The sequence below is a fragment of the Mesorhizobium sp. M2A.F.Ca.ET.046.03.2.1 genome, assembly GCF_003952425.1.
GTDB lineage: Bacteria > Pseudomonadota > Alphaproteobacteria > Rhizobiales > Rhizobiaceae > Mesorhizobium.
The window spans coordinates 3,398,512-3,420,937 of sequence record NZ_CP034449.1; the positions used below are offsets into that span (position 1 = coordinate 3,398,512).

Here is a 22,426-nt window from a genome sequence, read left to right on the forward strand (position 1 = left end):
CCAGGTGAGACCATGAAGACGAAGCGGAGCGTCCGCGCGGAAGAGCTGCTGCTTTTGCAGCGCGAAACCTTCGACTACTTCCTGGGCGAGGTGAATCCCGCCAACGGCCTCATCCGCGACAAGACCGCCGCCGATTGGCCGGCCAGCATAGCGGCGACGGGTCTCGCTCTCACCTGCTATCCGGTCGCCGTCGAGCGCGGATACATGACCCGGCAAGAAGCCGTCGCGCGGACCCTGGCTACGCTCCGCTTCTTCCACACGAGTCCCCAGGGGCCGGAGCCCGACGCGACCGGCTATCGTGGGCTCTACTATCATTTCCTCGACATGCAGACAGGACGGCGCGCCTCGCAGTGCGAGCTGTCCACGATCGACAGCGCCCTCCTGTTGGCAGGCGCCCTGTCGGCGGCCGCGTATTTCGGTGAAGAGACCGCCGACGAGCAGGAAATCCGCACGCTTGCCGATGCGCTATATCGCCGTGCCGACTGGCAGTGGGCACAGAACCAGGGCGCAACGGTGACGCATGGCTGGACCCCGGAAAACGGGTTCATCAAATACCGCTGGGAGGGCTATCACGAGGCCCTCCTGCTTTACATTCTGGCGCTCGGCTCACCGACCTTTCCGCTTCCCGAGAGCAGCTACGCCGCCTGGACGTCGACCTATCGCTGGGAAAGCTGCTACGGCTACGAATATCTCTATGCGGGGCCGTTGTTCACGCATCAGCTGTCGCATGTCTGGATCGACTTTCGCGGGATACAGGACGCGTTCATGCGCGGGAAGGGCATCGACTATTTCGAGAACAGCCGGCGGGCGACCTATCTCCAGCAATGCTATGCCATCATGAATCCGCGTAAGTTCGAAGGTTACCGCGAATGCTGCTGGGGGATCACCGCAAGCGAGGGACCTGGTCCGGCCACTCTCAAACTCAATGGTGTCCAGCGGGAGTTCTACGATTATGTCGGCCGCGGCGTTCCCTATGGACCGGATGACGGCACGCTCGCTCCATGGGCGGTCGCCGCCTCATTGCCGTTCGCTCCGGAGATCGTGTTGGAGGCGCTCGACTTCTGCATCCATCAGGCGAAGCTGAAGGAGTTCAACAGATACGGCTTCAAGGCGGCCTTCAATCCCACCCACCCGGGCGAGCCTGGCAATCCGTACGGGTGGTGGGTGTCGCCCTGGCACTTCGGCATCAACCAGGGCCCCATCGTGCTGATGATCGAGAACCACCTGAGCGACACGGTTTGGCGCTTGATGCGCGGTTGCCCTTACATCCTCACCGGATTGCGCCGCGCCGGGTTCAACGGCGGCTGGCTGAACGATGCGAATCCTGGCTGAACTGATTGCTTTGGTCCCCGCGAGTGGGTCGATCGATTTGACGCACATCAAAGCGCATCTGAATCGAAGGGGCGATCATGCCCATGGTGAATAGCTCGGAAGCCTTGCTGTGCTTGAACAATCTTGTCACATCTGGCAGCGACGCCATCGGACTGCAAGCGGCCCCTTCGGTGCGATCATGCTTGCGTTCGGGCTTGCCCTTTTCCTGTTGCTGACGCCTTCGGGCTCGGCGCAAGCGCACGAGTTCGGCGCATCACCAGACTTCTCGTCAGCCAAGGTCGTCCAGTCGGTTGCCCATGGCAAGGCCGATCGGCAGGCCTCGGCGGCCTCTCTGTCGGCATCAACCCTGGACGAGTCGGGTTGCCATGACGGCCATTGCGGCCTGTGCATGGGTGGACATTGTTTCGGTTGTTCGGCAGTTGCTCTGGCAGCTGGTCCTGATCTCGCCTCCGCAGCTGAGCCTGGCGCCCCAGCTTTCCCCGACCAATCGGGTTTCGCGCTGACCAGGCCTGACGAAGCCTTTCGGCCCCCTCGTTCCGTTCTCTGACGCCCTGCTCGGCGGGCAAATTCCACGCCTGCCGAACAGGATCGCTCTTTTGTGCCGGGCCTACGCTGGCTTCGGTCGCGAATGTATTTCGAGGAGAAAACTCATGAACATGCGGACAGAAGCCGCGATCCCTGACCACCCGTCTGGTGGCCTGGCCGAGGCGCGCGAGTCACTCACCCTCCGCATTGGAGGAATGAACTGCGCCCACTGCCCGCCAACGATCGAAACAGCCATTCGGGCCGTCAAAGGGGTGCAGACCGCCTCAGTCAATCTCGCCACCCAGACGGCGATGGTCAGCTACGATCCTGCCCAGGCAAAGGTCGCCGAAATCCTGCGCGCCATCCGCTCCGTCGGCTACGCCGCCGGTACGGCGACGATGCGCATTCCGATCAAGAACATGCATTGCACCTCATGCGCCACACGTGTCGAGCTGGCGCTGAAGATGACCCCGGGCGTCATCGCCGCCCGCGCCAGCCTCGCACCCAACGTTGTCGACATAGAGTATCAACCGGAACGGGCCAATTTCCAGGAATTGAGGAGGTCGATCGAATCCTCCGGCTATCGGGTCGCCGAGCCGAAGGTGAAACCCACGGACGAGACGCTGGACCCGGCGGAGGCGGCCAACGAGCAGGAATACCGCGGCCTGATGCGCAGGTTCTGGCTCGCCGCCGTCATCTCCCTCCCGGTGATGGCTCTCAGCTATCCCGATCTCATTCCGGGACTGCGCGAATGGATGCCCATGGGCAGCGACACGCGCCGGATCGTTTGGGCGCTGCTTGGCGTGCTGAGCCTGCCCGTCCTGCTGTGGTCCGGATCGCAGTTCTTTGTCGGCATGTGGGACGCGCTGAAGCACCGCGCTGCCAATATGCACACGCTGATCTCAATCGGCATCACGGCGGCGTTCCTCTATTCGGTCGTGGCGGTCGCATGGCCCGGGATCTTTCCCGACATGGCGCTGGCCGAAGTCTTCTGGGACGTCACCGATGTCGTCGTGGCGCTCGTCGTGCTGGGTCTCGCCCTCGAGATCAAGGCCAAGGGCCGAACCTCGCAGGCGATCAAGAAGCTGATCGGGTTGCAGGCCAAGACGGCAAGAGTCGTGCGCGACAGCAAGGAAATCGACCTCCCCGTCGAGGAGGTGCTGGTCAGCGACACGGTGATCGTCCGTCCCGGCGAAAAGGTCCCGGTCGATGGCAAGGTGAGCGCCGGATCGAGCGCTATCGACGAGTCGATGATCACCGGCGAATCCATGCCGGTCGAAAAGCAGGCCGGCGACGAGGTCATCGGCGGCACGCTCAACAAGACGGGCAGCTTCCGCTTCACCGCTACCAAGGTCGGCAAGGATACCGCGCTCGCAAGCATCATCCGCATGGTGAAGGACGCGCAGGGGTCGAAGGCTCCGATCCAGCGCGTGGTGGATACCGTGTCGGGCTACTTCGTGCCCGCGGTCATGATCGTCGCGATCCTGGCCGCAGTGGCATGGTACGATTTCGGGCCTGAGCCGCGGCTGATCTATGCCACGGTCGTCCTGGTCACGACGCTGATCATCGCCTGTCCCTGCGCGCTCGGCCTTGCCACGCCGACATCGCTTACGGTCGGCATCGGCAAGGGAGCGGAAAACGGCATCCTGATCCGCTCGGGCGACGCGCTGCAGGCGGCCGAGAAACTCGACGCGATCATTCTCGACAAGACGGGCACGATCACCAGGGGCGAGCCGGCGCTGACCGACGTCGTGGTCACGCCGGGCCACGAAGAGAGCGCCGTCCTGCGGCTCACCGCATCTCTTGAGCGCGGTTCCGAGCATCCGCTGGCCTCGGCCATCGTGAAGGGCGCCGAAGCGTGGCTGATCGAGCTGGTCGATGCTGAAGGCTTCGCGGCGATCCCGGGCCACGGCGTCAGTGGCCGGATCGACGGCCATGATGTGCTGTTCGGAAACGCCAAGCTCATGCGCGACCGCGGTGTTCCCGCAGACGCGCTGCTGCCCCAATGGGAGCGCCTCGCCAATGAAGGCAAAACGCCGATGTATGTGGCGGTCGACGGGCAGGCGGCTGGACTGATCGCGGTCGCCGACACCGTGAAGCCGGATTCCAGGGCGGCGATCGAAATCCTGAGAGGGCTCGGCATCGAGGTCGTCATGCTGACCGGCGACAACGAACGCACGGGTCGGGCAATCGCGCGCGAGGTCGGCATCGATCGCGTGCTGGCGGAGGTCCTGCCAGACGACAAGGCGCACGAGGTGCAGAAACTACAGCTCGAAGGCAAGTCGGTCGGCATGGTCGGCGACGGCGTCAACGACGCGCCGGCGCTCGCCCAGGCCGATGTCGGTTTCGCCATCGGCACCGGAACCGACGTCGCCATCGAGGCAAGCGACGTGACGCTTATCAAGGGCAGTCTGATGGGCGTGGTCACGGCGATCGAGATCAGCCGGGCGACGATGCGCAACGTCCGGCAGAACCTCGTCGGCGCATTCGGCTACAACGCGCTGGGAATCCCGGTCGCGACGGGCGTGCTCTACCCGTTCATCGGGCTTCTGCTCTCTCCCCTCATCGCAGCCGCCGCCATGGCCTTCAGTTCGGTGACCGTCGTCACCAACGCCAATCGTTTGCGCTTCTTTCAGCCGAGGAGGACAGGCTCATGACACCCGACCGCTGGATAGTGACCGTGGCCGGGATCGGCCTGGTCGCCTTCATCATCTGGTTCTTCTGGCTCAAGCGTTCGAAGGGCATCCGCGCCGCGGATACGAGCGGCGGCTATCAGGAGGCGATGATCCTGGTCAAGGGCGGCTACACGCCCGACACGATCGTCGTCCGCAGCGGCCGCCCGGTCCGGCTGAATTTCCGCCGTGAGGAAACCGCCTCCTGCTCGGACAAGGTGATCTTCCCCGATTTCCAGAGGAGCGCCGATCTGCCTACCGGTGAAACCGTCGCCGTCGATCTGATGCCCAAGCAACCAGGCGAGTTCGGATTCGCATGCCCCATGGGCATGTTCCGCGGCCGCCTCATCGTCGAATAGGAGACCAGCATGTCAATGCATGACCATTCGGACCACGACCAGCCGCAAGGCTCCTTTCTGACGTCCCGGGCAGGCCTTGTCCTGCTTGGCTTCCTCGCGGTCGGCGGGTTCCTGCTCCTCACCGAGCACCGCGCCCATGTGCTTGGCGCGCTATTCTATCTGCTGCCGCTCGGCTGCGTCTTCATGCACTTCTTCATGCATGGAGGACACGGCCACAGAGGACATGGGCATGGAGGACATGGGCATGGTGGGGGCCACCGCAACCAGCCCGACGAAAGGAATCCGTCATGAGCATGCAGGCCTACGGCCTTTGGAGCCTGGTGATCGTCAACTCCGCCGTCTTCATCCTGTTCGCCTACAGCTTCTTCAAGCCGGCGACGACCCGTGACTGGCGCTCGTTCGGCGCGTTCAGCGCCTTCCTGGTCGCGCTGTTCGCGGAGATGTACGGCTTTCCGCTCACCATCTACTTGCTCTCCGGCTGGCTGCAGTCCGGCTATCCAGGGATCGACTGGTTCTCGCATGATGCCGGGCATCTCTTGGAAATGATGTTCGGCTGGCGGATCAATCCACATTTCGGCCCCTTCCATCTGCTGAGCTTCGTCCTGATCGGCGGTGGGTTCTGGCTGATCGCGGTCGCATGGAGCGTTCTCTACGACGCTCAGCAGCACCGTTCTCTCGCCGCCAGCGGCCCGTACAGCTACGTGCGCCACCCGCAATATGTCGGCTTCATCCTGGTGATGCTGGGTTTCCTCGTTCAGTGGCCGACGCTGCTGACGCTGGCGATGTTCCCGGTGCTGGTTGTGATGTATGTGAGGCTGGCGCGCGCCGAGGAGCGCGAAGCGATCACCGCGTTCGGCGACGTCTACCGCAACTACATGACACAGGTTCCGGGTTTCATTCCGAGCTGGAACCGGTTGTCCGGCGGGTCGGTCGGCCGCCCTGGACGAGGCCTGGCGCCATGACACGGCACCGCCGATCCTGGCCGTTTTCGGCGATCCTGCTCGCCGTCTTCGGTGTGGCGCTCGTCTGCATCGGCGCCTTCTTCATGTTCCTTCGGCCGCCGCTATTGCCGGAGGACGTGCGGTTCGTCGGCCTGTCGCTGCAACAGCTTCAGGCCGAGCAGCCACGCATGGCATCGTGGCTCGAGCGCGTGTTTCAGGTGCTCGGCGGGTATGCCGTCGCCTCGGGCATCCTCACCGTCACGGTCGCCGTGACGTCGTTCCGGCGGCACGAGCGGTGGGCTCTTCTGGGCGTGCTCGCCGCCGGCGTCGCCTCCATCGGATGGATGGCTGTCGTCAACTTCGTCATAGGATCCGATTTCCGGTGGGCCTTGCTGGCTATCGCGATCCTATGGGCCGCGAGCATGGGCATGTTCCTGGTCGAGCTCAGGCAAGCTGCCATGCGGGCAGGCAGGGCGGAGTGATCCATGTCCGACCCTGTCTTCACCGCGAAAGACCTCACCAAGACCTACGTCTCGGGCGAGACGCAAGTGCACGCCCTGCGCGGCGTGAACCTGGCGATTTCGGCAGGGGAAGTGGTCGTCCTGCTCGGTCCGTCGGGCAGCGGGAAATCGACATTGCTCAACATCATGGGCGGGCTCGATCACGCGAGCAGCGGCGAGCTGTCCTTCAAGGATTTGCGGCTGACCGACCTCGATGACAGGGGGCTGACATCCTATCGCCGCCGCCACGTCGGCTTCGTGTTCCAGTTCTACAATCTGATCCCCAGCCTGACAGCCTATGAGAACGTCGCGCTGGTCACCGAGATTGCCGATGATCCAATGCGTCCCGAGGAAGCTCTCGCCCTCGTTGGGCTGGAGCCGCGCATGCATCATTTCTCGGCGCAGCTATCAGGCGGCGAGCAGCAGCGCGTCGCCATCGCCCGCGCGATCGCCAAGCGTCCGGAAGTGCTGCTTTGCGACGAGCCGACAGGCGCGCTCGACTCCAGGACAGGCGTTCGGGTGATCGATGCGCTGATGAAGGTCAATGCCGAACTCGGCACGACCACCGTCATCATCACCCACAACGCCATCATCCAGGAGGTCGCGCACCGGGTCCTGTTCTTCAGCGACGGGCAGATATCGAAGGCCGTCACCAACGAGGCCCGCCGCGCTGTCGCCGAGCTGCAGTGGTGAAGACATGCGCGCCCTGGACATAAAGCTCTTCCGCGATCTCCTGCGTCTTTGGGCGCAGGCATTGGCAATCGCGCTGGTGGTCGGCGGCGGCGTGGCAACGCTGCTCCTCGCCGTCGGCTCCTACCGTTCCCTCGATGAGACGAGGACGGCTTACTACGAGCGCTACCGCTTCGCCGATGTCTTCGCCACGGTGCGACGGGCACCGAAAGCTCTCCTCGGCCGGATCGCCGAAATCCCAGGTGTGGCTAGCGTGGATGCACGCATCGCACAGTTCGCGCTGCTCGAAACACCGGGTCTGACCGCTCCGGCCACCGGCGTAGTCATCTCGCTGCCCGAGGTCGGCGAGCCGAAGCTCAATCGCCTCTATATGCGTGCGGGCCGCACGCCGGATCCGAGCCGGGACGACGAGGTCGTCGTCAATGAGACCTTCGCCGAAGCGCACCGGTTCACCCTGGGCTCGAGCTTCGCGGCGACCCTCAACGGTCGCAGGCGCGATCTGACGATCGTCGGCATCGCGCTTTCTCCCGAATACATCTATGCCGTCGGCCCCGGCGACATCATGCCCGACGGCCACCGCTTCGGCGTCATCTGGATGTCCGAACGGGCTCTGGCCAGCGCCTATGATCTCGAAGACGCTTTTTCGTCGGTGTCGCTGAAGCTGCTGCCGGGAACGTCGGAGCGGGAGGTGATGATGCGTCTCGACAGCCTGCTCGATCGCTATGGCGGGCACGCTGCCTACGGGCGCAAGGACCAGACGTCGCATGCCTGGCTCGACCACGAGCTCGACATGCTCAACAACATGAGCCGCACGCTGCCGCCGATCTTCCTGCTGGTTTCGGCGTTCCTGGTCAACCTTACCCTCAGCCGGCTCGTTTCGCTCGAACGCGAGCAGATCGGCCTGCTGAAGGCACTCGGCTACCGCAATGCCGGCATCGTCCTGCACTACTTGAAATTTGTGGGCGTCATCACGGCGGTCGGCATCGTCATCGGCAGCCTGATCGGCACCTGGCTCGGCAGCTATGTGACCGGAGTATTCGCCGACTTTTTCCGCTTCCCGTTTCTGCTGTTCACCAAGGCCCCCGATCTCTACGTCGCGGCGGCGGGACTGAGCGCGTTTGCCGCGGCAATCGGCGCGCTGCGAGGTTTGCGCGAAGTCGTCAATCTGGCTCCCGCGGTTGCCATGCAGCCGCCGGCTCCGCCGGTTTTCCGCCGAACGCTGCCGTTGAGCCTTAGCGCGGCCGGCCTTGTCTCGCAGCCGATGAGAATGATGCTGCGCAACGTCGCGCATCATCCAGTTCGATCCTTTCTCACCGCATTCGGCATGTCGCTGGCGACGGCGATCCTGATCGTGTCGCTCTTCACGGAGGGCACGATGGAGCAGCTCGTCGACGTGACCTACTTCCTTGCGGATCGACAGGACGCGACCGTCAGCTTTTTCGAGAAGCGCCCGAGGGAAGTGGCCTTCCAGATTGCGAGGCTTCCCGGAGTGCTGAATGCGGAACCCAATCGAGAAGTCCAGGTCCGCATCCGCAATGGCCATGTCGAGCGTCGCATCATCCTCCGCGCAAGGCCGCGCGGGGCGGAGCTCAACCGTATCATCGATGCGGACCTGCGGCCGGTGGTCCTGCCGGAATCAGGCCTCGCGATCTCGGACATGCTGGCCAAGATACTCAAGGTGCGGGTCGGCGACACCGTCGAGGTCGATTTGCTCGACAGCGAGCGCCGGACGGTCTCGCTTCCGGTGGCGGCGCTGGTCGAGGACTATCTCGGCATGCGCGGGATGATGGATGAGGAAGCGCTCGCCAGGCTGCTGCGTGAAGCGCCGATGGCGAACGGGGTGAGCGTCAGCCTGGACAAGAACAGACGGGACGAGTTCTACGCGGCGGTCAAGGCCATGCCGGCGGTGAGCAGCCTGGCTCTGCAGACGGCGTCCCTCGCCACTTTCCGCGACGCCGTGGCGCTTCTGGTGACTACGATGTCCAGCATCTACACGGGTCTCGCCGCCGTCATCGCGTTCGGCGTGGTTTACAACAACGCGCGTGTCTCGCTGTCCGAGCGGGCCCGGGAACTGGCAAGCCTGCGGGTGCTTGGCTTCACCCGCGGCGAAGTGCTCGGCATCCTTCTCTTTGAACTCGCGCTGTTGACCTTGATCGCGCAGCCGCCGGGCTGGGCCCTCGGCTATGGTCTTGCCTGGATCATGAAGACGAACCTGGCCGGCGAACTGATGCGGGTACGCCTGGTTGTCGACCCTGCCATTTATGTCTTCGCCAGCGCGATCGTCATTACGGCGGCTGTGCTCTCAGCGCTGATCGTCCGCAGGCGGGTTAATCGACTCGACCTCGTTGCTGTTCTCAAGACGCGGGATTGAAGACCATGCGCACCAGATCGATGACCAACTGGATGAGGAGAATCGGCGGCATCGCGGCCTTTGGCCTGATCGCCGCGGCGGCGGTCTGGTTCGCATGGCCGCAGCCGATCCCGGTCGACCTGGCGACGGTAGCCAAGGGTCCGATGGAGGTGACCGTCGATGACGAGGCCAAGACCGAGGTGCGGCACATCTACACGGTATCCGCGCCAATCGCCGGCAAGGTGCTCAGAATTTCGCCGCCGCACCATGTCGGAGACGAGGTAGCCAAGGACGAGACGGTGGTGGCGGTCATGCAGCCGACCATCCCCGGTCTCCACGATGTTCGCACGCACGAAGAACTGTTGGCGGCGCTTGGCGCGGCAGAAGCGGCCGTGACGTTCGCGGAAGCGGAGGTGAAACGTCTCGAGGCGGCGCTTGCATATTCGCGCACCGAGCTCGATCGCGCGGAAAGGCTGGCCAAGTCCGGAGCGATTTCGCAAAACGCCCTCGACAAGGCGAAGTTCGAAGTGGACACCAACGAGGCAGCCTTGGCGAGCGCGAAGGCGCAGGTCGAAGTCCGGCGCAATGAACACGCGATGATCCAGGCGCGGCTCGGGCAGCCTGCCGGAGATGTTGCACAATCGGATCCGGCCTGCTGCGTCCAACTTCGTGCGCCGGCGAGCGGCCGCATCCTGAAGATCGTTCAGGAGAGCGAGGGCATGGTCCAGCCGGGCGCGCCGCTTGTCGAGATCGGCGACCCGCGCGACCTGCAGGTGGCGGCGGACCTGCTCTCCACCGACGCGGTCCAGATCAGGCCGGGCGCCTCAGTTCGCATCGACGGTTGGGGCGGACCCGCGCTTCAGGGCAAGGTGACGCGGATCGACCCGGCCGGGTTTCTCAAGGTCTCGGCGCTTGGGATCGAGGAGCAGCGCGTCCACACGGAGATCGATATCGTCGACCCTGCCGAGATGTGGTCGCAGCTTGGGCACGACTATCGCGTGATCGTGCACGTGACGAGTTGGCGGGACGACAATGTCCTTAGCGTCCCGGTAGCGGCACTGTTCCGGCAGGGCGATGACTGGGCCGTGTATCTCGCCGAGGCCGGACGGGCGCGCACGGCCGTAATCAAGATCGGCCACCGGGACAGCAGGATGGCCGAGGTCGAGTCCGGCTTGTCGGAAGGCGATCGGGTCGTGCTGCACCCGAGCGACCGGGTGGGCGACGGCGTGGCCGTGCGCGAGCGGAGGGTTCGATAGGCGCGGTCGGCCTGTAAGCTGCCTTGGGCTCTCCTTCGCCGAGGCTTCGGAGGGCGTCCTGCTTCGCGCTGAAGATAGGACTTGTCCTGCGAAGCTCGGAGAGCAAAGCAGGATGGCGGAGAGGGAGGGATTCGGTTTCACGCCTATCCTGCTGAAAATGCTAATCTTTTCGCGCTTTTTGTTACGCAGTTTGTTACACTGCTACAACTGCGATTTACAATCGCTCTTTTGAGCTCGCCTGCCCAATCCATCTTATCTGTCGAAACCGACGCAATGGCGCGGCGGTGGATTGGGTCACTCTGTCATAGTATCCGCGCTTCATTAAGTTGACGATGCCGTTTAGACTCGGAGCTGATCCTTTCCGGTCGATCACCAGGATTTGGCGCGCGACCCGGCACCGGCGGTTCGTCTTTGTACGTTTGTGTCATCCAGGCCGGATCAACTCGGCCATCAGGCTTCTCACGACTTATGCATGCGTTTCCCACTTTTATTAGCATTCGGTGCGAACCCGCACCCTGCACCAAACCTGCGACGCCTAAGCTATCGTCCTCGACTTGAGCGTTCCCTGCTTCTCGTGGAAGACGCTAAATTCGCTCGTGCGTTATTGCCGGCCAGCAAAGGCTGCGGGTCGGCGGTGAGGGTGTCGAGGAGCGGCGGCCGTTCCCTTTCACTCAATAGTGCCGCCGGCGCCTGGATGGTTTCCACGACGCCGCCCCCGCAATCGTAGCCGTTGTGATGATCATCGTGCATGCGCTGAGCTGTTGGGGACATGCTGATGGCGGTGCCGGAAGCACCGGAGACATGTGATATCTCGGCAGCGGGCAGAGCGGCTTCTCTGTCGCTGCACAGGAAAGCGTAGAGTTCCTTCACGCAAATGCGGGCGTCCTTCTTGTCTTTTTGAAAGGGCGGGACGAGGGGCAACCTGATATCGGCCTTTTGGTAGAACGGACTGCGCTCTTCGTACAGCTGGTCAACCTTCTGCTCGATGTCGGCGCCTTGCAGCAGCGGCCGGCTGGTGTCCCTCTCGAGGCGCCTGCGGAGCTCTTTCAGCTCGGGTGTCGAGCCAGATCGACCTCGCCTTATTAAGAATCAGGGCTTGATTGGACTCCTTGCCAAAGCAGCCGCCGCCGGTTGCGATGACGATGGGGCCTCTCTCCAGCTGCTTGGCGAGCTCTTTGGTCTCCAGGTCCCTGAAGTGCGCCTCGCCACGGCCAGGGTCGGCGAACATCTCCATCAGATTGCCGTGATCGGCGACGATATGCTTATCGATGTCGACAAACTCCACCCCCAACTCCTTGGCAAGCTGGGCGCCGATGGTCGACTTGCCGCTCGCCGGCATGCCGACGAGCACGACCGGCCGCGTACCGAGGGCCGCGAGGATCTCGCCGGCTTGCGGCGAGCGAGCGACCGCAATCTGTTGTCTTGCGACGATGGGCGACCTGGAGGTCCCTGCCGCCCTCGACCTGCTTTCTCCTGACGAGTCCCAGTGTAATATCTCCCAGGCACCACGGGGAATGGGGACTAGCTGTGAGCTCTGCGCGCGGTGCGCGAGCTCGGCCCGATAACTGGCCGGCGTAGGGAACTCGACCTCGAAGCGATAGTTCTGCGCGGTTCTGAACGCCGTGTGAACGCCGCGTAACCGCGGCCTGTCCATCCTGATGACCCAGTTGGTGGTCTCGACCTCGCTGCAGTCCCGCTCCTCGAAGGCCAGTGCCGCCTTCCTGAAGGCGCGCGTAAAAGCCTCGTCCGGGATCTCGAAGACATGGCGCACGGCATTGGTGACCAGTTGGGCCTCCGGCGCCGTGCTCACGCTCTGGCCGGTCAACTCGTCGGCTATCCAGACCTGCCCGCCCGACCGTTGGTCAAGATGCGGCACCTTCACCTCGATGCCGTCCTGCCGCAAAAGCTCGGCAACCGCATGCACAATTTTTGGTAATCGCGCTTTCTTGCGCTTCGGCGGGGGCGGCTTCGAGCCTGGCCCGCTCAAGGGCCTGTTCGCTGCTCAGCGTTATCGTGCTGGCGCGGTCGTCTTCGGCCGAGATTGCTAAGGCGCTGAGCAGAATGCGCTTTTCGACGGCGAGTCTGATCGAGGCCTCCATGACCGATGCCGCCAGCGTGGGGTTGTCCTTCAGATCCGCCAGGCTGCCATCGACGTCGAACCGGCCCTGGTGGAGCTTTGCCGCCTGCGCCTTGACATATGGCGCCGACTTGAAGCCCGGCCTCTGCTCCAAGAGCCGCTGCAATTCGGTGGTTTTTTGCATGAACACCCGCGCACCGGTATCGGACTTGTAGGCGTCAGTGCCGACCTTGATGCCGACGCTCAACAGATTGATGGCGCTTTCATGCAGCTTGACTTCCGACTGCTCATGAGCCGGCTCGCTATTGAGCTGCAGGTTCCAGTCCTGGAGCTCGGCCACTAACAACGCGGCCAGTTCGCAGGCCACCGGATGCCTGGCGGCCTTGCTGTCTTCCCTCGCCCTGGCGATGAGCTCATGGAGGGCCTGGCCATCCGGCCGATCTTCCTGCAACAGTGCGCGGATGTCGGCCTTGAGCTCATTATGAATGCCCTCGTAGGTGCCGAAGATGGCACGCTCGGCAAACCAGCGTTGCGCCTCCAGCGGCTGCGCCAGCACGTTGCGCTGCAGGCAGCTGTAGGTCTCCAGCACCAGCCCGGTGGCCGACAGGATCTGCTTGGACCGGGTGAACTGGTAGCCGCTTTTCTCAATGGCCGGCGTGTGCGACTTCGGCGGCTTCATCGAGGCGATGCCGCGCGCCTGCAGCTGCGCGTCGAACTGGCGCACATGCTCGTAAAGGCGAGGCTGGTCGCCAATGATGACGACGGTGTCGCCATCAAAATCGCCGTCGAGCATTTTTTGTTCGACGCTTGGAACCGCAACCAAAGAGCCGGGCGCGAACACCTCCGTCGCCTGCAGGATGCCGACGCACTCGAGCGCGGTGTCGGCCTTGACCCGGTCCTTTTCCTCCAGCCAGTACGAATGGCACTTTACGTCCTCGGCAGACATCACGACCCCGCGCTCGGCGAAGTCCGCCGGCCACATTTCGTCGGGCACAACGATCAAGATGCCTTTGGCAAAGAAGGTCGGATCGTCGGCGGCAAGCCCAGCCCCCGACCTGTGCGCGAAGTTGAAGCTATATTGGAAGGCCACGCACCGATCCAGGAACGCCGCGGTCCGGTCGCCATCGCGCGCCGACCTGACCCGGTCGGCGGCGAACGGGCGCAGGTTGGGCTTGTCATAGGGGGAGCGTCCGACAAGCACGCCAGCGTCACGGGTCAAGGTCTTGCTCTTGCCCGTCGGCACATGCAGGCATTCGTCGCTGGACGGCACGGCGATAGCGCTCGAACCCTCGATATGCCCGCCCGTGACCGTCCGGAACAGCTCCTCGGCGGTGAGGCTTTGATGGGTTTCGAGCCAAGCCTGAGCCTTCTCGCGGGTCTCCTGTGCTACCTCGACGCTACGCGGATAATGTTGCAGCGCCGAGGGCGGTACCGCCGATTGCCTTTTATCGGCATAGGCAGGCATCCGCTCGGGAGCGTCGTGGCGAGCCCGGGCAATGGACGGCATGCGCTCGGCCAGTGAGGCCCTAATGAAGCCGCAGCCGTCATGCGGCCGCAAGGCGATCTCGCCGTCTCGCCCCTCGAACCGGAAGGGATGCACTGCGCCTGCGGGATGGTCGGGCAGAAGGGACAGCTTGAAGCACCCTTCCAGCGCATAATCATGGGGGCCAATGTCGGGGATGCCCGGCGGCGCGGCAAATCCGCGGCGCTGGGTATAGTAATAGGCTTCCTTGAACGGCGCCCAGGCCCGCGACAGCTGCTCAAAGGCCGTACCCGGAGCCGTCTCGGCATAGGGGATCGCCAAAAGCTTGCCGCTTGGGGCCTCTGCGGCCGTGAAAGGCAGGTGAGAGGCAAGCTGGTTCAGGCTCTTTTGCGGCGGCTTCAGTTTGCTGCCGCCGAACAGGTCCATGCGGTAGGGCACGCCCTCCACGGTGAACGTGCGTGTCAGCATGGCTCCAGTCGGAGTTCCCTTTAGCTGCACCGCCACCACCTTCACCGCGCCCGAGGTCAAGCGGTGGAAAATGGAATAGCGCAACTCGGCTTCGCTGGCCAGCGGCCGGCCTTGCATGTCGACCACCGGCAGCCGCATCAGTCCGGCATCGCCTTGCGGCGGTCTCGGCTCGTGGTCCATGGCCTGAAGGACCCGATGGACATCGAAGCTGGAGGCTGCATGCTGGGCCTGGATCATCGATGCGTTCTGCGCCATGAAGGTGTCGAGCGCTTCGAGCGGCTCCTTCGCCTCGATCTCGGCGATCACGCTCGAGTTCGCGCACCGCCTCGGCGCGCGCCGCGGCGCTCCTTCCTCGGCTGATGAACACTGCCGATCATAGATTCGACTGCCAGCCTCAAAGCCCCATCGTCGTGCATAATATGGGCTGGCCTCGCTACATTCGAAGGGGATCGAAGGCCGATCCCACGGTGCGGTGAAAGAAGCTGCAAGCGGCTTCCAAGACTAGGTGCGAGCACCTCGATCTCATTGTAGGCCCGTCATCGGATCATATGGAAATCGGTGAGCTTCATCCGCCGGCCTTTTACAACGTGGTTTGGTCGATCCTCTAGGGGATTACGCAGTCTTAAGCCAGCATTAATACCTTAGACGCGACACTAGGAATACTTTTACTATTCGCTAAAGCTCGATGCTATTTGACGAGGACTGGTCTTGCGTTTGCAGTTTTCTAGATGAGAGGGCTAAAGGACATTAGCGTCGGGACCAAGCTCTCGTTGGGCTTTGGGCTGGCGCTGCTGTGCGTCGTGGCCGTGGGAGTATTTGGGGTCGCGCAACTGCGATCACTCAACAAGGTCACGAGCGAGATCACCAGCGTTTGGTTGCCCCAGGTCCAGATCGTCGGCGAGATGAAGCGCAACCTCGCGGAACACCAGCTCTATGCGACGTTGCGCGTGCGCACTGCCGAGGCTGCGCAGATAGCCGGCATTGAGAAGGAGATGGCGAGGGAAAGCGACGAAATACTGCAAGGTCGGCGCGCCTATCGCCGGAGTGCCGGATCGCTGGCCGAGCAGCAGCTGTTCGACCAGTTCGTCAACCTATGGACGGCCTACGAAGATTCCCTGACATCGATTTTCCCGCTCCTCGAAACAGGAGGGCGAACAATGGCTGTCAAGGAGTTCGAGACGGTATCGCTCCCGACCGTTGCCGCCGCCACGCAGCGATTGGACGACCTGCTGGCCCTCACCAACGAGCGCAGCACGGCCGCGGCGGTGATGGCGGACAGGACCTACACCGTTGCGCAAAGATTGACTTGGCTGGCAGTTCTTTTTGCCGCCGGGTGTCTTGGTGGGCTTGTCGCCTGGATACGCCACAATGTCAGCAAGCCGATCCTCGCCGTGACCGAGGCGATGCGTTGCTTGGCGCAGGGCGAGCGCCGTTCGAGTCTCATTGCGCTGAAAAGGGATCGGCAGGACGAGGTTGGAGTGCTGTTCTCGGCCTTTGCCGGCTACCGGGCCAGCCTGGAGCGCAGCGATGCCTTGGCCCGAGAAGCCGAGCTGGAGCGGCAGCAATTGGCCGCGGCCGCCGCCAATATGCCCGTAGGGCTTTGCATGTTCGATGCGGAGAGGCGGCTGGTTCTGTGCAACCAAAGCTACGCCGATCTCTACCATGTGCCGGAGCCCCTGACTCGTCCCGGCACGCCGTGGATCGATTTGATGCGGTTCCGGATCGCGGCGGGCCTCTATGCCGGCCATGACCCGGAAAAGTATGTGCAGCAGCTGACGGAGACCATCGATCGCGCAGAGCGGACGGTGAGCCTGGTGGAACTCAGGGACGGACGCACCATCGACCTCATCCATCAGCCACTGCCGGGCGGCGGGTGGCTTGCCACTCACCATGACGTGACCGACTTGCGGCGGAGCGAAGCCAAGATTTCATACATGGCGCGCCACGACGGACTTACCGAGCTTCCAAATCGCATATTGTTCCGCGAACGCGCCGAGGAGGCTTTGGTCGAGATGCGGCGTGATGGTAGCAAGATTGCTTTCCACTGCCTCGATCTCGATCATTTCAAGATGGTCAACGACACGCTGGGGCACCCGGTTGGCGACGCCTTGCTGAAGGAGGTCGCCGCCAGACTGAAACAGGTGGCCCGTGAAGGCGACACCGTGGCAAGGCTCGGCGGCGATGAGTTCGTGATCATTCAAACCGCGGTTGATCAGCCGGTCGAGGCGACAGCTCTTGCCCAACGGGTCATTGATGGGCTGAGCGCACCTTATGTCGTCGATGGCCACGGGGTTATGATCAGCGCCAGCATCGGCATCTCGATCGCGCCGGACGATGGCATTGACGCCGACCAACTTCTCAAGACCGGCGACATGGCGCTCTACCGGGCGAAGGCGGAAGGCCGCGGAACCTACAGGTTCTTCGAACCGGAAATGGATGCGCGCATGCAGGCGCGGCGGTTTCTCGAACTCGACCTGCGCGAAGCGGTGGTGCGGCAGCAGTTCGAAATCTACTACCAACCGCTCCTCAATCTCGACCGCGGCGAGGTCAGCTGCTTCGAGGCGCTGCTGCGCTGGCATCACCCGACGCGCGGCATCGTATCCCCGGGAGAATTCATCCCGCTGGCCGAGGACATCGGCCTCATCGTCCCGATCGGTGAATGGGTTATCAAGCAAGCCTGTCTCGACGCGGCAAGCTGGCCCGGTAGCATCAAGGTCGCCGTCAATCTGTGCCCGGCGCAATTTCGCAACGCGCGCTTGCTCTCCACCATCGTCGAGGCATTGGATATCTCGGGACTGCCCCCAGCCGGCTTGAGCTTGAGATCACCGAGACAGTGCTGCTGGCCAACAGCCAGGCGACTCTCTCGATGCTGCAACATATCCACATGCTCGGCGTTCATATCGCGATGGACGACTTCGGAACCGGATATTCGAGCTTGAGCTATCTGCGCTCGTTCCCATTCGACAAGATCAAGATCGATCAATCCTTCATCACGGACGCCGGAGATATCGACAGTTCCGTCGCCATCATTCGAGCGGTCACGAGCCTCGGCAACAGCCTCGGGATGCAGACCACCGCCGAGGGCGTCGAGACCGTGGAGCAGCTGGAACGGGTCCGAAGAGAAGGCTGCACCGAGGCGCAGGGCTTCCTGCTCAGCCGCCCGCTGCCCGCGCGGGACATCCCCGCGATGCTGGAGCGGACCCGCGCCGTGGTGGCGGGCGAGATCATTGAGACCGAACCCGAAACGTCAGGCGAGCGAGACACGGACAAGCCGGGCAGGCGTCGCAGTAGGGCGTCTGTCCCCGCCTAACCGGGATGCAAGCGAAAAACAGTGCCAACGAACATGAGTTTGCCGGCCTAGTTCAGGCCGCCACTCGGATCATGTCGATAGCGGGTGTGTAGGTCGGCGCGGCTCGAAATTAGGTGTGCTGAGCGCCGGTCAAAGTGGGATTAGCTTGTCATATCGATTATGGGATCCAGGTTGAACCCGACTTGCAGGACTCTGCTCGTAACCGAGCAGATCAACCTCACATTCGGTCGCTGCTCTTCACGGCTGCACCAACATCCCGCCTACGGCCGCTGGGCTCGGGCGACGAGACCATTCTGAGTGAGCGGCGTTTTATATACCCGTTCGGTCGTCAGTACCTTGCGTTCACGACAGATACGCCGGCGATCCTCCTGCTCCGGTGTTGGCTCTTTGACCATTGCACATATGCGCGGTTCGCCTCGCTTGAAGGCAAGGAGAGACGAGCGTTTCACCATCGATCTTATCGGTTTTGGCTCGGCGACTGCGACGAGACACTGCGATAGAAGCGGGATCAACGACGTAGCTCTCGATCCCCGCCTTGCTCAGAACCCGATGGATCCAGGAGCCATCGAGCCCGGCTTCCTGGATAGCGACGACGGGGAAGTCTGGCCCCATGCGTGCTCTTGCCTTCTCTCGCACGCTATCGAAGCGACGGAACAAGGCGGATAAATCACCACTGGGGACACTGTGTTTCGACAACTTCTCGCCGCCACCTGGCGACAACGACGAGATCAGCCAGGTTGAACGGCTGAGCTCCAGCGATACGAAGATTGCGCCCAGACCAGTCCGGATAGCAGTCAGAGTTTCGGATCGGTCGGCCACTACATGCATGGTGTTCCTCCGCGGGGTGTTTGTTAGCAGCGTCACTCTGCCAGAGCACGCGCCGCTATCCATCCGTCGCCATGGGATCTGGTGATTGTTCATGTCGCCGATTCCCGCGAAGGAACGCCACCATGACCAAGATTGAAAGTAAGACCGCCAGCGCTGCCGTCAAAGACATTCTGCTTTCAGACCCGGACGGACTTCACGAAATGATCCGTGCGGTGATGCAGGAGGTGCTCGAGGCCGAGATGGACGACGGTGGAGGAGACCATCGAGCGCACGCTGACCTTCTTTTGCCTGCCGCGCCAGCATCACAAGCATCTCAAGAGCACCAACATGCTTGAACGGCTCAATGAGGAAATCCGCCGGCGCACCTATGTCGTGCGCATCTTCCCCAACGCCGAAAGCTGCCTGCGCCTCGTCAGGGCGCCGGCTGTCGAAACCAACGAAAACTGGATGGAGGCCCTACATCAACATTGACGACCTGCGCGAGCACAAGAAGCTCGCTCTACGCCAAGCCGCATGACCAGCATCGTGGCCGCCCCATTTTGCAGAACTTGACGCACACAACCGCCACTTCGAGTTTACCGACCGCACCGAGTCATCCACGCAAAGACCTGCGCAGCGTCAGCTTCAGAGCTTGGTCCCACCGGCTGAACGCCAAAAAAGCGGATCTTGGCCATCGGAAGCGCCCTCAACCGACTGAGAGGTTTCGGCTTATGCGATGCGACTGGCAGTCCTGCGCTCCGGGGACAAGGCCGTGGCGGCAGAAGATCCCCTGGACATCAGGCGATGTCCGGAAGGCAGCATCGTAGTAACGGTTTTTACGCCGCTCGCGGCACGCGCGAGGTGAACGTCGCCCGGGTGACCGACACGCTGGTGCCGTCAATATCGCTGATAATCTCCACCCTGGCCTCCAGTTGTTTCACCAGTGCTTCGACGATGGCTGTTCCAAGTCCGGTAGCCGGTACGTCGTTGGCGATCTTGCCGACGCCATTGTCCGAAACCGTCAGTTTCCAGTCACTGCCCGCGGTCTCGTAGCTCACCTGGATGCGAGCGCCGGTTCTCTTCTTGGGGAAAGCATATTTGATGGCGTTGAGCACGAGTTCGGTGACAATTAGTCCCAGACTGACTGCCCTTTGCGAATCTATCCTGCCGCCTTCGGCCATTACGGTGACCGTGATCGGCTGGGCTTCGCCGACCATCGACGAGGCGAGGCTGCTGCACAATTTCGGTAGGTAAGAGCCGACATCGATCTCGTCGACGCCGGCGGAGGTGTGGAGATGGCGTTGCACCTCGGCCACGGACAGAACGCGCTGATGGGCGTCCTTGAGATGCTGGCGCGTCTCTTCCGACGTCACCGAGCGTGCCTTCAGCAACAGGATCGAGGCAATGATCTGCAGGCTGTTGGCAACCCGATGCTCCATCTCGCGCAGCAGGACGTCTTTCTGCCGAAGCAGGTCTTCGGTGCGACCGAGCAGTTCTTCCTTCTCCCGCTCGATGATACGACGGGCCGTTATGTCATTGAAGGCGAGAAGGATGGTGATGGCCGAACTATGGTCGTAAAGCACCTTGCGGGCATTGAGCAGCATGGTGCGACGGCCGATCCGCGTTCCTGAGCCATGCTTGCCTCCCTCTATCCCTTGATCTGGATCTTCTTCGGCCGATCCGCCTCCGGCCGGTGCAACTCGACTTCGAGCAGCCCGTTGGCGAAACGCGCCTCGACCCGTTCCGGGTCGACGCGGAATGGCAATTGCACTGTCCGGGAGAAGGTCCCATAGGCGCGCTCACGGCGGTGCCAGACGGATTTCTCGTCCTCCGTTCGAGGCTCGCGCGTTCCCTTCAATGTCAGAATGTTCTCGCGCACCGTGAGGCCGATTTCGTCAGGTGATATCCCCGGCAGTTCCGCGGCCACCGCCACGCTGTCCTCGCCAGTCCAAAGATTGATCGGCGGAAACTCCTGAGCGGCGCTGGCGGTCAGCCCGGCCAAACGCTGGTTTACTTCCTGTTGCATGCGCCGCATTTCCACAAACGGATCGAACCCGATGCGGCCGAAATCCGACAAAAGCATGTACATCCTCCTATGATTCACGACCTTGCATGATTGCCACGCGCGACACGTGCGTGCGCACCGGAAGCGGAATCGATCGATGGCAACAGGAGGGGCGATCAGCACAGAGACCGAGCGGCCCGATCGCGCAACCTCGCAGAATGCGAGAAAGAGGGGTTCGGGCAGACGCCGGAACACATCCTCCTTGCGAAGCGACATGAACCGAACTCGATCCACCGTAGGGCCGGACCGTCATTCCCGTGCCAGGACCCGATAGCGGCATCCGGCTTTATCATTAGGTGGCCCCAAATGGCCTTTCACGAGGTGATCTTTGACATTCCACCAGTCACCTCTTCGGCAACAGCGGGGTCCCTTCGAATCCGTAGCCACGTTGCCTCTAGTCGCTGATTTGGCTTCCCTTTGCGCAACTGTCGGGATCGACGAAGCGTCCCGAATTGCACCGCGGTTCGATCAACTGATCGCAGGCGACGCGCCGCATCGTCATGGTAGCTGACGAATGAATCGGCATGACACGTCGCAGTGACCGAGACATCAAGCCAGCACCTATGTCGGCTTGCCGCAAGTCAAAAGAATCCAGCCCTGCGTGCCGCGTTCGCTGACCTTCGCCAGTGACGCCATTTGCATTTCGGCCGGACAGATGGGCACAGACATGTGCAATTCCCGCATCGCCCATTATTGGAACTCACAAGGCGGCGTTCTTTCCGTCTTGGCGAGCAGCGGGCCAACGCGTTACCGGCGGTGATCTTCCTGCAGCTTTAAATCAGTCGCCACCAACGACGAAATCAGATTTGGCCAGCACGCCGGCAATCCTGGCAAATCCCACAATGCTTGCCGCGCCTGCTCGGGTGTCATCTGTCCGGCGATCGCTGCGTTGCTGCTTCTCACCGCGCAACTGAATACCGGTCCCCGACGCGCTTTTGGCCACTGATTCAGGAATACGAGCGCTTCGCGCACTGTGTTGATGTCGTGACGACGTCGTTGGTCTTAACCTGGACCGGCGATAGGAAAGCCAGACCGGTTATTCTTACCTCCCTGCGATCGCACGCTGGATCTTTCATTCGGTGGTTGGTTGCGTGACAGGTTTCGAACGTTAGGTCTTGTTTTCTCTGGAAGATCGGGCTGTACGACATAATCCAAATGTTGCGACGCAGCGAAGGCTTCTGCTGGTTCCCGAGTTGAAAAAGCCAGTTGCACCTGGATGAGTGTGTCGCCGCCACCCAATAGCCCATCAGATGTTCAATGGCAGGCGGCGTCCGACGCTCGAACAGCAAGCGCCACGGCCGGCGGGTAGCCGATGCCACAGCTTTGGAGCTGCCCCGGATACTATTATAAGACCGATTGACGCGGGGCTCGACGCGTTTGCGGCAAATAAGCTCGAGTGTGGACAGAGATGTGACGTTCTATTGAGTCGCTGACCCAATCGGTAGCGACCTGGTGATCCACGCAACCAATTCCGGTCGTTTCTGTCACTAAGAACTCGATATTCGCTATTTGCACCTCGAAAGTCGCATAATTGGCAGTGAGAAACTCAACGCGTTGTGAGGATGGCATAGAGAAGCAGTAGCCCCTTCTC

15 protein-coding genes and 4 pseudogenes are annotated in these 22,426 nt (G+C 62.4%); 12 read left to right on the top strand and 7 right to left on the bottom strand.

Annotated features, from left to right (window positions below):
- Positions 1-12 precede the first annotated feature (12 nt).
- The 9 genes from EJ072_RS16370 (at position 13) to EJ072_RS16410 (ending at position 10,625) form a co-directional block, all read left to right on the top strand.
- Entirely contained in the window at positions 13-1,332 is a 1,320-nt protein-coding gene (locus EJ072_RS16370) for a glucoamylase family protein (RefSeq protein ID WP_126080595.1), read from the top strand.
- A gap of 650 nt (positions 1,333-1,982) precedes the next feature.
- Positions 1,983-4,514 carry a copper-translocating P-type ATPase gene (locus tag EJ072_RS16375; protein WP_126080596.1) on the top strand — a complete coding sequence of 844 codons (2,532 nt, stop codon included), beginning with the start codon at positions 1,983-1,985 and terminating at the stop codon, positions 4,512-4,514.
- Positions 4,511-4,888 (top strand): cupredoxin domain-containing protein, encoded by a 378-nt coding sequence (locus tag EJ072_RS16380; protein ID WP_126080597.1) that lies wholly within the window; start codon positions 4,511-4,513, stop codon positions 4,886-4,888. Before EJ072_RS16375 ends, EJ072_RS16380 begins: the two co-directional genes overlap by 4 nt.
- Positions 4,889-4,897: 9 nt before the next feature.
- Positions 4,898-5,179 carry a DUF2933 domain-containing protein gene (locus EJ072_RS16385; protein WP_126080598.1) on the top strand — a complete coding sequence of 94 codons (282 nt, stop codon included), beginning with the start codon at positions 4,898-4,900 and terminating at the stop codon, positions 5,177-5,179.
- Positions 5,176-5,850: an isoprenylcysteine carboxylmethyltransferase family protein gene (locus tag EJ072_RS16390; protein ID WP_126080599.1), complete on the top strand. Its 675-nt coding sequence runs from the start codon at positions 5,176-5,178 to the stop codon at positions 5,848-5,850. Before EJ072_RS16385 ends, EJ072_RS16390 begins: the two co-directional genes overlap by 4 nt.
- Positions 5,847-6,311, top strand: coding sequence for a hypothetical protein (locus EJ072_RS16395; RefSeq protein ID WP_126080600.1), 465 nt, complete (start codon positions 5,847-5,849; stop codon positions 6,309-6,311). Before EJ072_RS16390 ends, EJ072_RS16395 begins: the two co-directional genes overlap by 4 nt.
- A gap of 3 nt (positions 6,312-6,314) precedes the next feature.
- Positions 6,315-7,022, top strand: coding sequence for an ABC transporter ATP-binding protein (locus tag EJ072_RS16400; protein WP_126080601.1), 708 nt, complete (start codon positions 6,315-6,317; stop codon positions 7,020-7,022).
- Positions 7,023-7,026: 4 nt separating this feature from the next.
- A complete protein-coding gene (locus EJ072_RS16405) occupies positions 7,027-9,390 on the top strand; it encodes an ABC transporter permease (protein ID WP_126083654.1) in 2,364 nt (787 codons plus the stop codon).
- Between the two features lie 5 nt (positions 9,391-9,395).
- Positions 9,396-10,625 (top strand): HlyD family efflux transporter periplasmic adaptor subunit, encoded by a 1,230-nt coding sequence (locus EJ072_RS16410; RefSeq protein ID WP_245467323.1) that lies wholly within the window; start codon positions 9,396-9,398, stop codon positions 10,623-10,625.
- Positions 10,626-11,165: 540 nt separating this feature from the next.
- Here the strand turns inward: EJ072_RS16410 and EJ072_RS36780 are convergent.
- From EJ072_RS36780 to EJ072_RS16415, 3 genes are read right to left on the bottom strand one after another with little or no spacing between them, the layout of a single operon-like run.
- Positions 11,166-11,708 carry a shikimate kinase gene (locus tag EJ072_RS36780; RefSeq protein ID WP_306462658.1) on the bottom strand — a complete coding sequence of 181 codons (543 nt, stop codon included), beginning with the start codon at positions 11,706-11,708 and terminating at the stop codon, positions 11,166-11,168.
- On the bottom strand, positions 11,596-12,549 hold the full coding sequence (locus EJ072_RS36785; protein ID WP_245467324.1) for a shikimate kinase: 954 nt from the start codon (positions 12,547-12,549) through the stop codon (positions 11,596-11,598). Before EJ072_RS36785 ends, EJ072_RS36780 begins: the two co-directional genes overlap by 113 nt.
- The gene (locus EJ072_RS16415) at positions 12,488-14,959 is read right to left on the bottom strand and encodes a hypothetical protein (RefSeq protein WP_245455307.1); all 2,472 of its coding nucleotides are present in this window, start codon (positions 14,957-14,959) and stop codon (positions 12,488-12,490) included. The genes EJ072_RS36785 and EJ072_RS16415 overlap by 62 nt, the downstream gene beginning before the upstream one ends.
- A 422-nt stretch (positions 14,960-15,381) precedes the next feature.
- On the opposite strand from EJ072_RS16415, the pseudogene EJ072_RS16420 reads away from it, so the two are divergent.
- Positions 15,382-17,963, top strand: a pseudogene (locus EJ072_RS16420) (EAL domain-containing protein).
- 314 nt (positions 17,964-18,277) lie between these two features.
- On the opposite strand, the pseudogene EJ072_RS35990 reads toward EJ072_RS16420, so the two are convergent.
- A pseudogene (locus tag EJ072_RS35990) lies at positions 18,278-18,791 on the bottom strand (transposase); the annotation flags it as partial.
- Between the two features lie 122 nt (positions 18,792-18,913).
- Between EJ072_RS35990 and EJ072_RS16435 the strand changes: the two are divergent.
- Positions 18,914-19,126, top strand: coding sequence for a hypothetical protein (locus EJ072_RS16435; RefSeq protein WP_126057615.1), 213 nt, complete (start codon positions 18,914-18,916; stop codon positions 19,124-19,126).
- Positions 19,026-19,308 (top strand): annotated as a pseudogene (locus EJ072_RS16440) (transposase); the annotation flags it as partial. The gene EJ072_RS16435 and the pseudogene EJ072_RS16440, both read left to right, overlap by 101 nt.
- A gap of 298 nt (positions 19,309-19,606) precedes the next feature.
- Here the strand turns inward: EJ072_RS16440 and EJ072_RS16445 are convergent.
- From EJ072_RS16445 to EJ072_RS16455, 3 genes and pseudogenes are all read right to left on the bottom strand, one after another.
- A pseudogene (locus EJ072_RS16445) lies at positions 19,607-20,389 on the bottom strand (sensor histidine kinase); the annotation flags it as partial.
- A 29-nt stretch (positions 20,390-20,418) separates the two neighbouring features.
- Positions 20,419-21,051, bottom strand: coding sequence for an Hsp20/alpha crystallin family protein (locus EJ072_RS16450; RefSeq protein WP_126057616.1), 633 nt, complete (start codon positions 21,049-21,051; stop codon positions 20,419-20,421).
- A gap of 531 nt (positions 21,052-21,582) precedes the next feature.
- Positions 21,583-21,807 carry a DUF982 domain-containing protein gene (locus tag EJ072_RS16455; protein WP_245454712.1) on the bottom strand — a complete coding sequence of 75 codons (225 nt, stop codon included), beginning with the start codon at positions 21,805-21,807 and terminating at the stop codon, positions 21,583-21,585.
- Positions 21,808-22,426 lie beyond the last annotated feature (619 nt).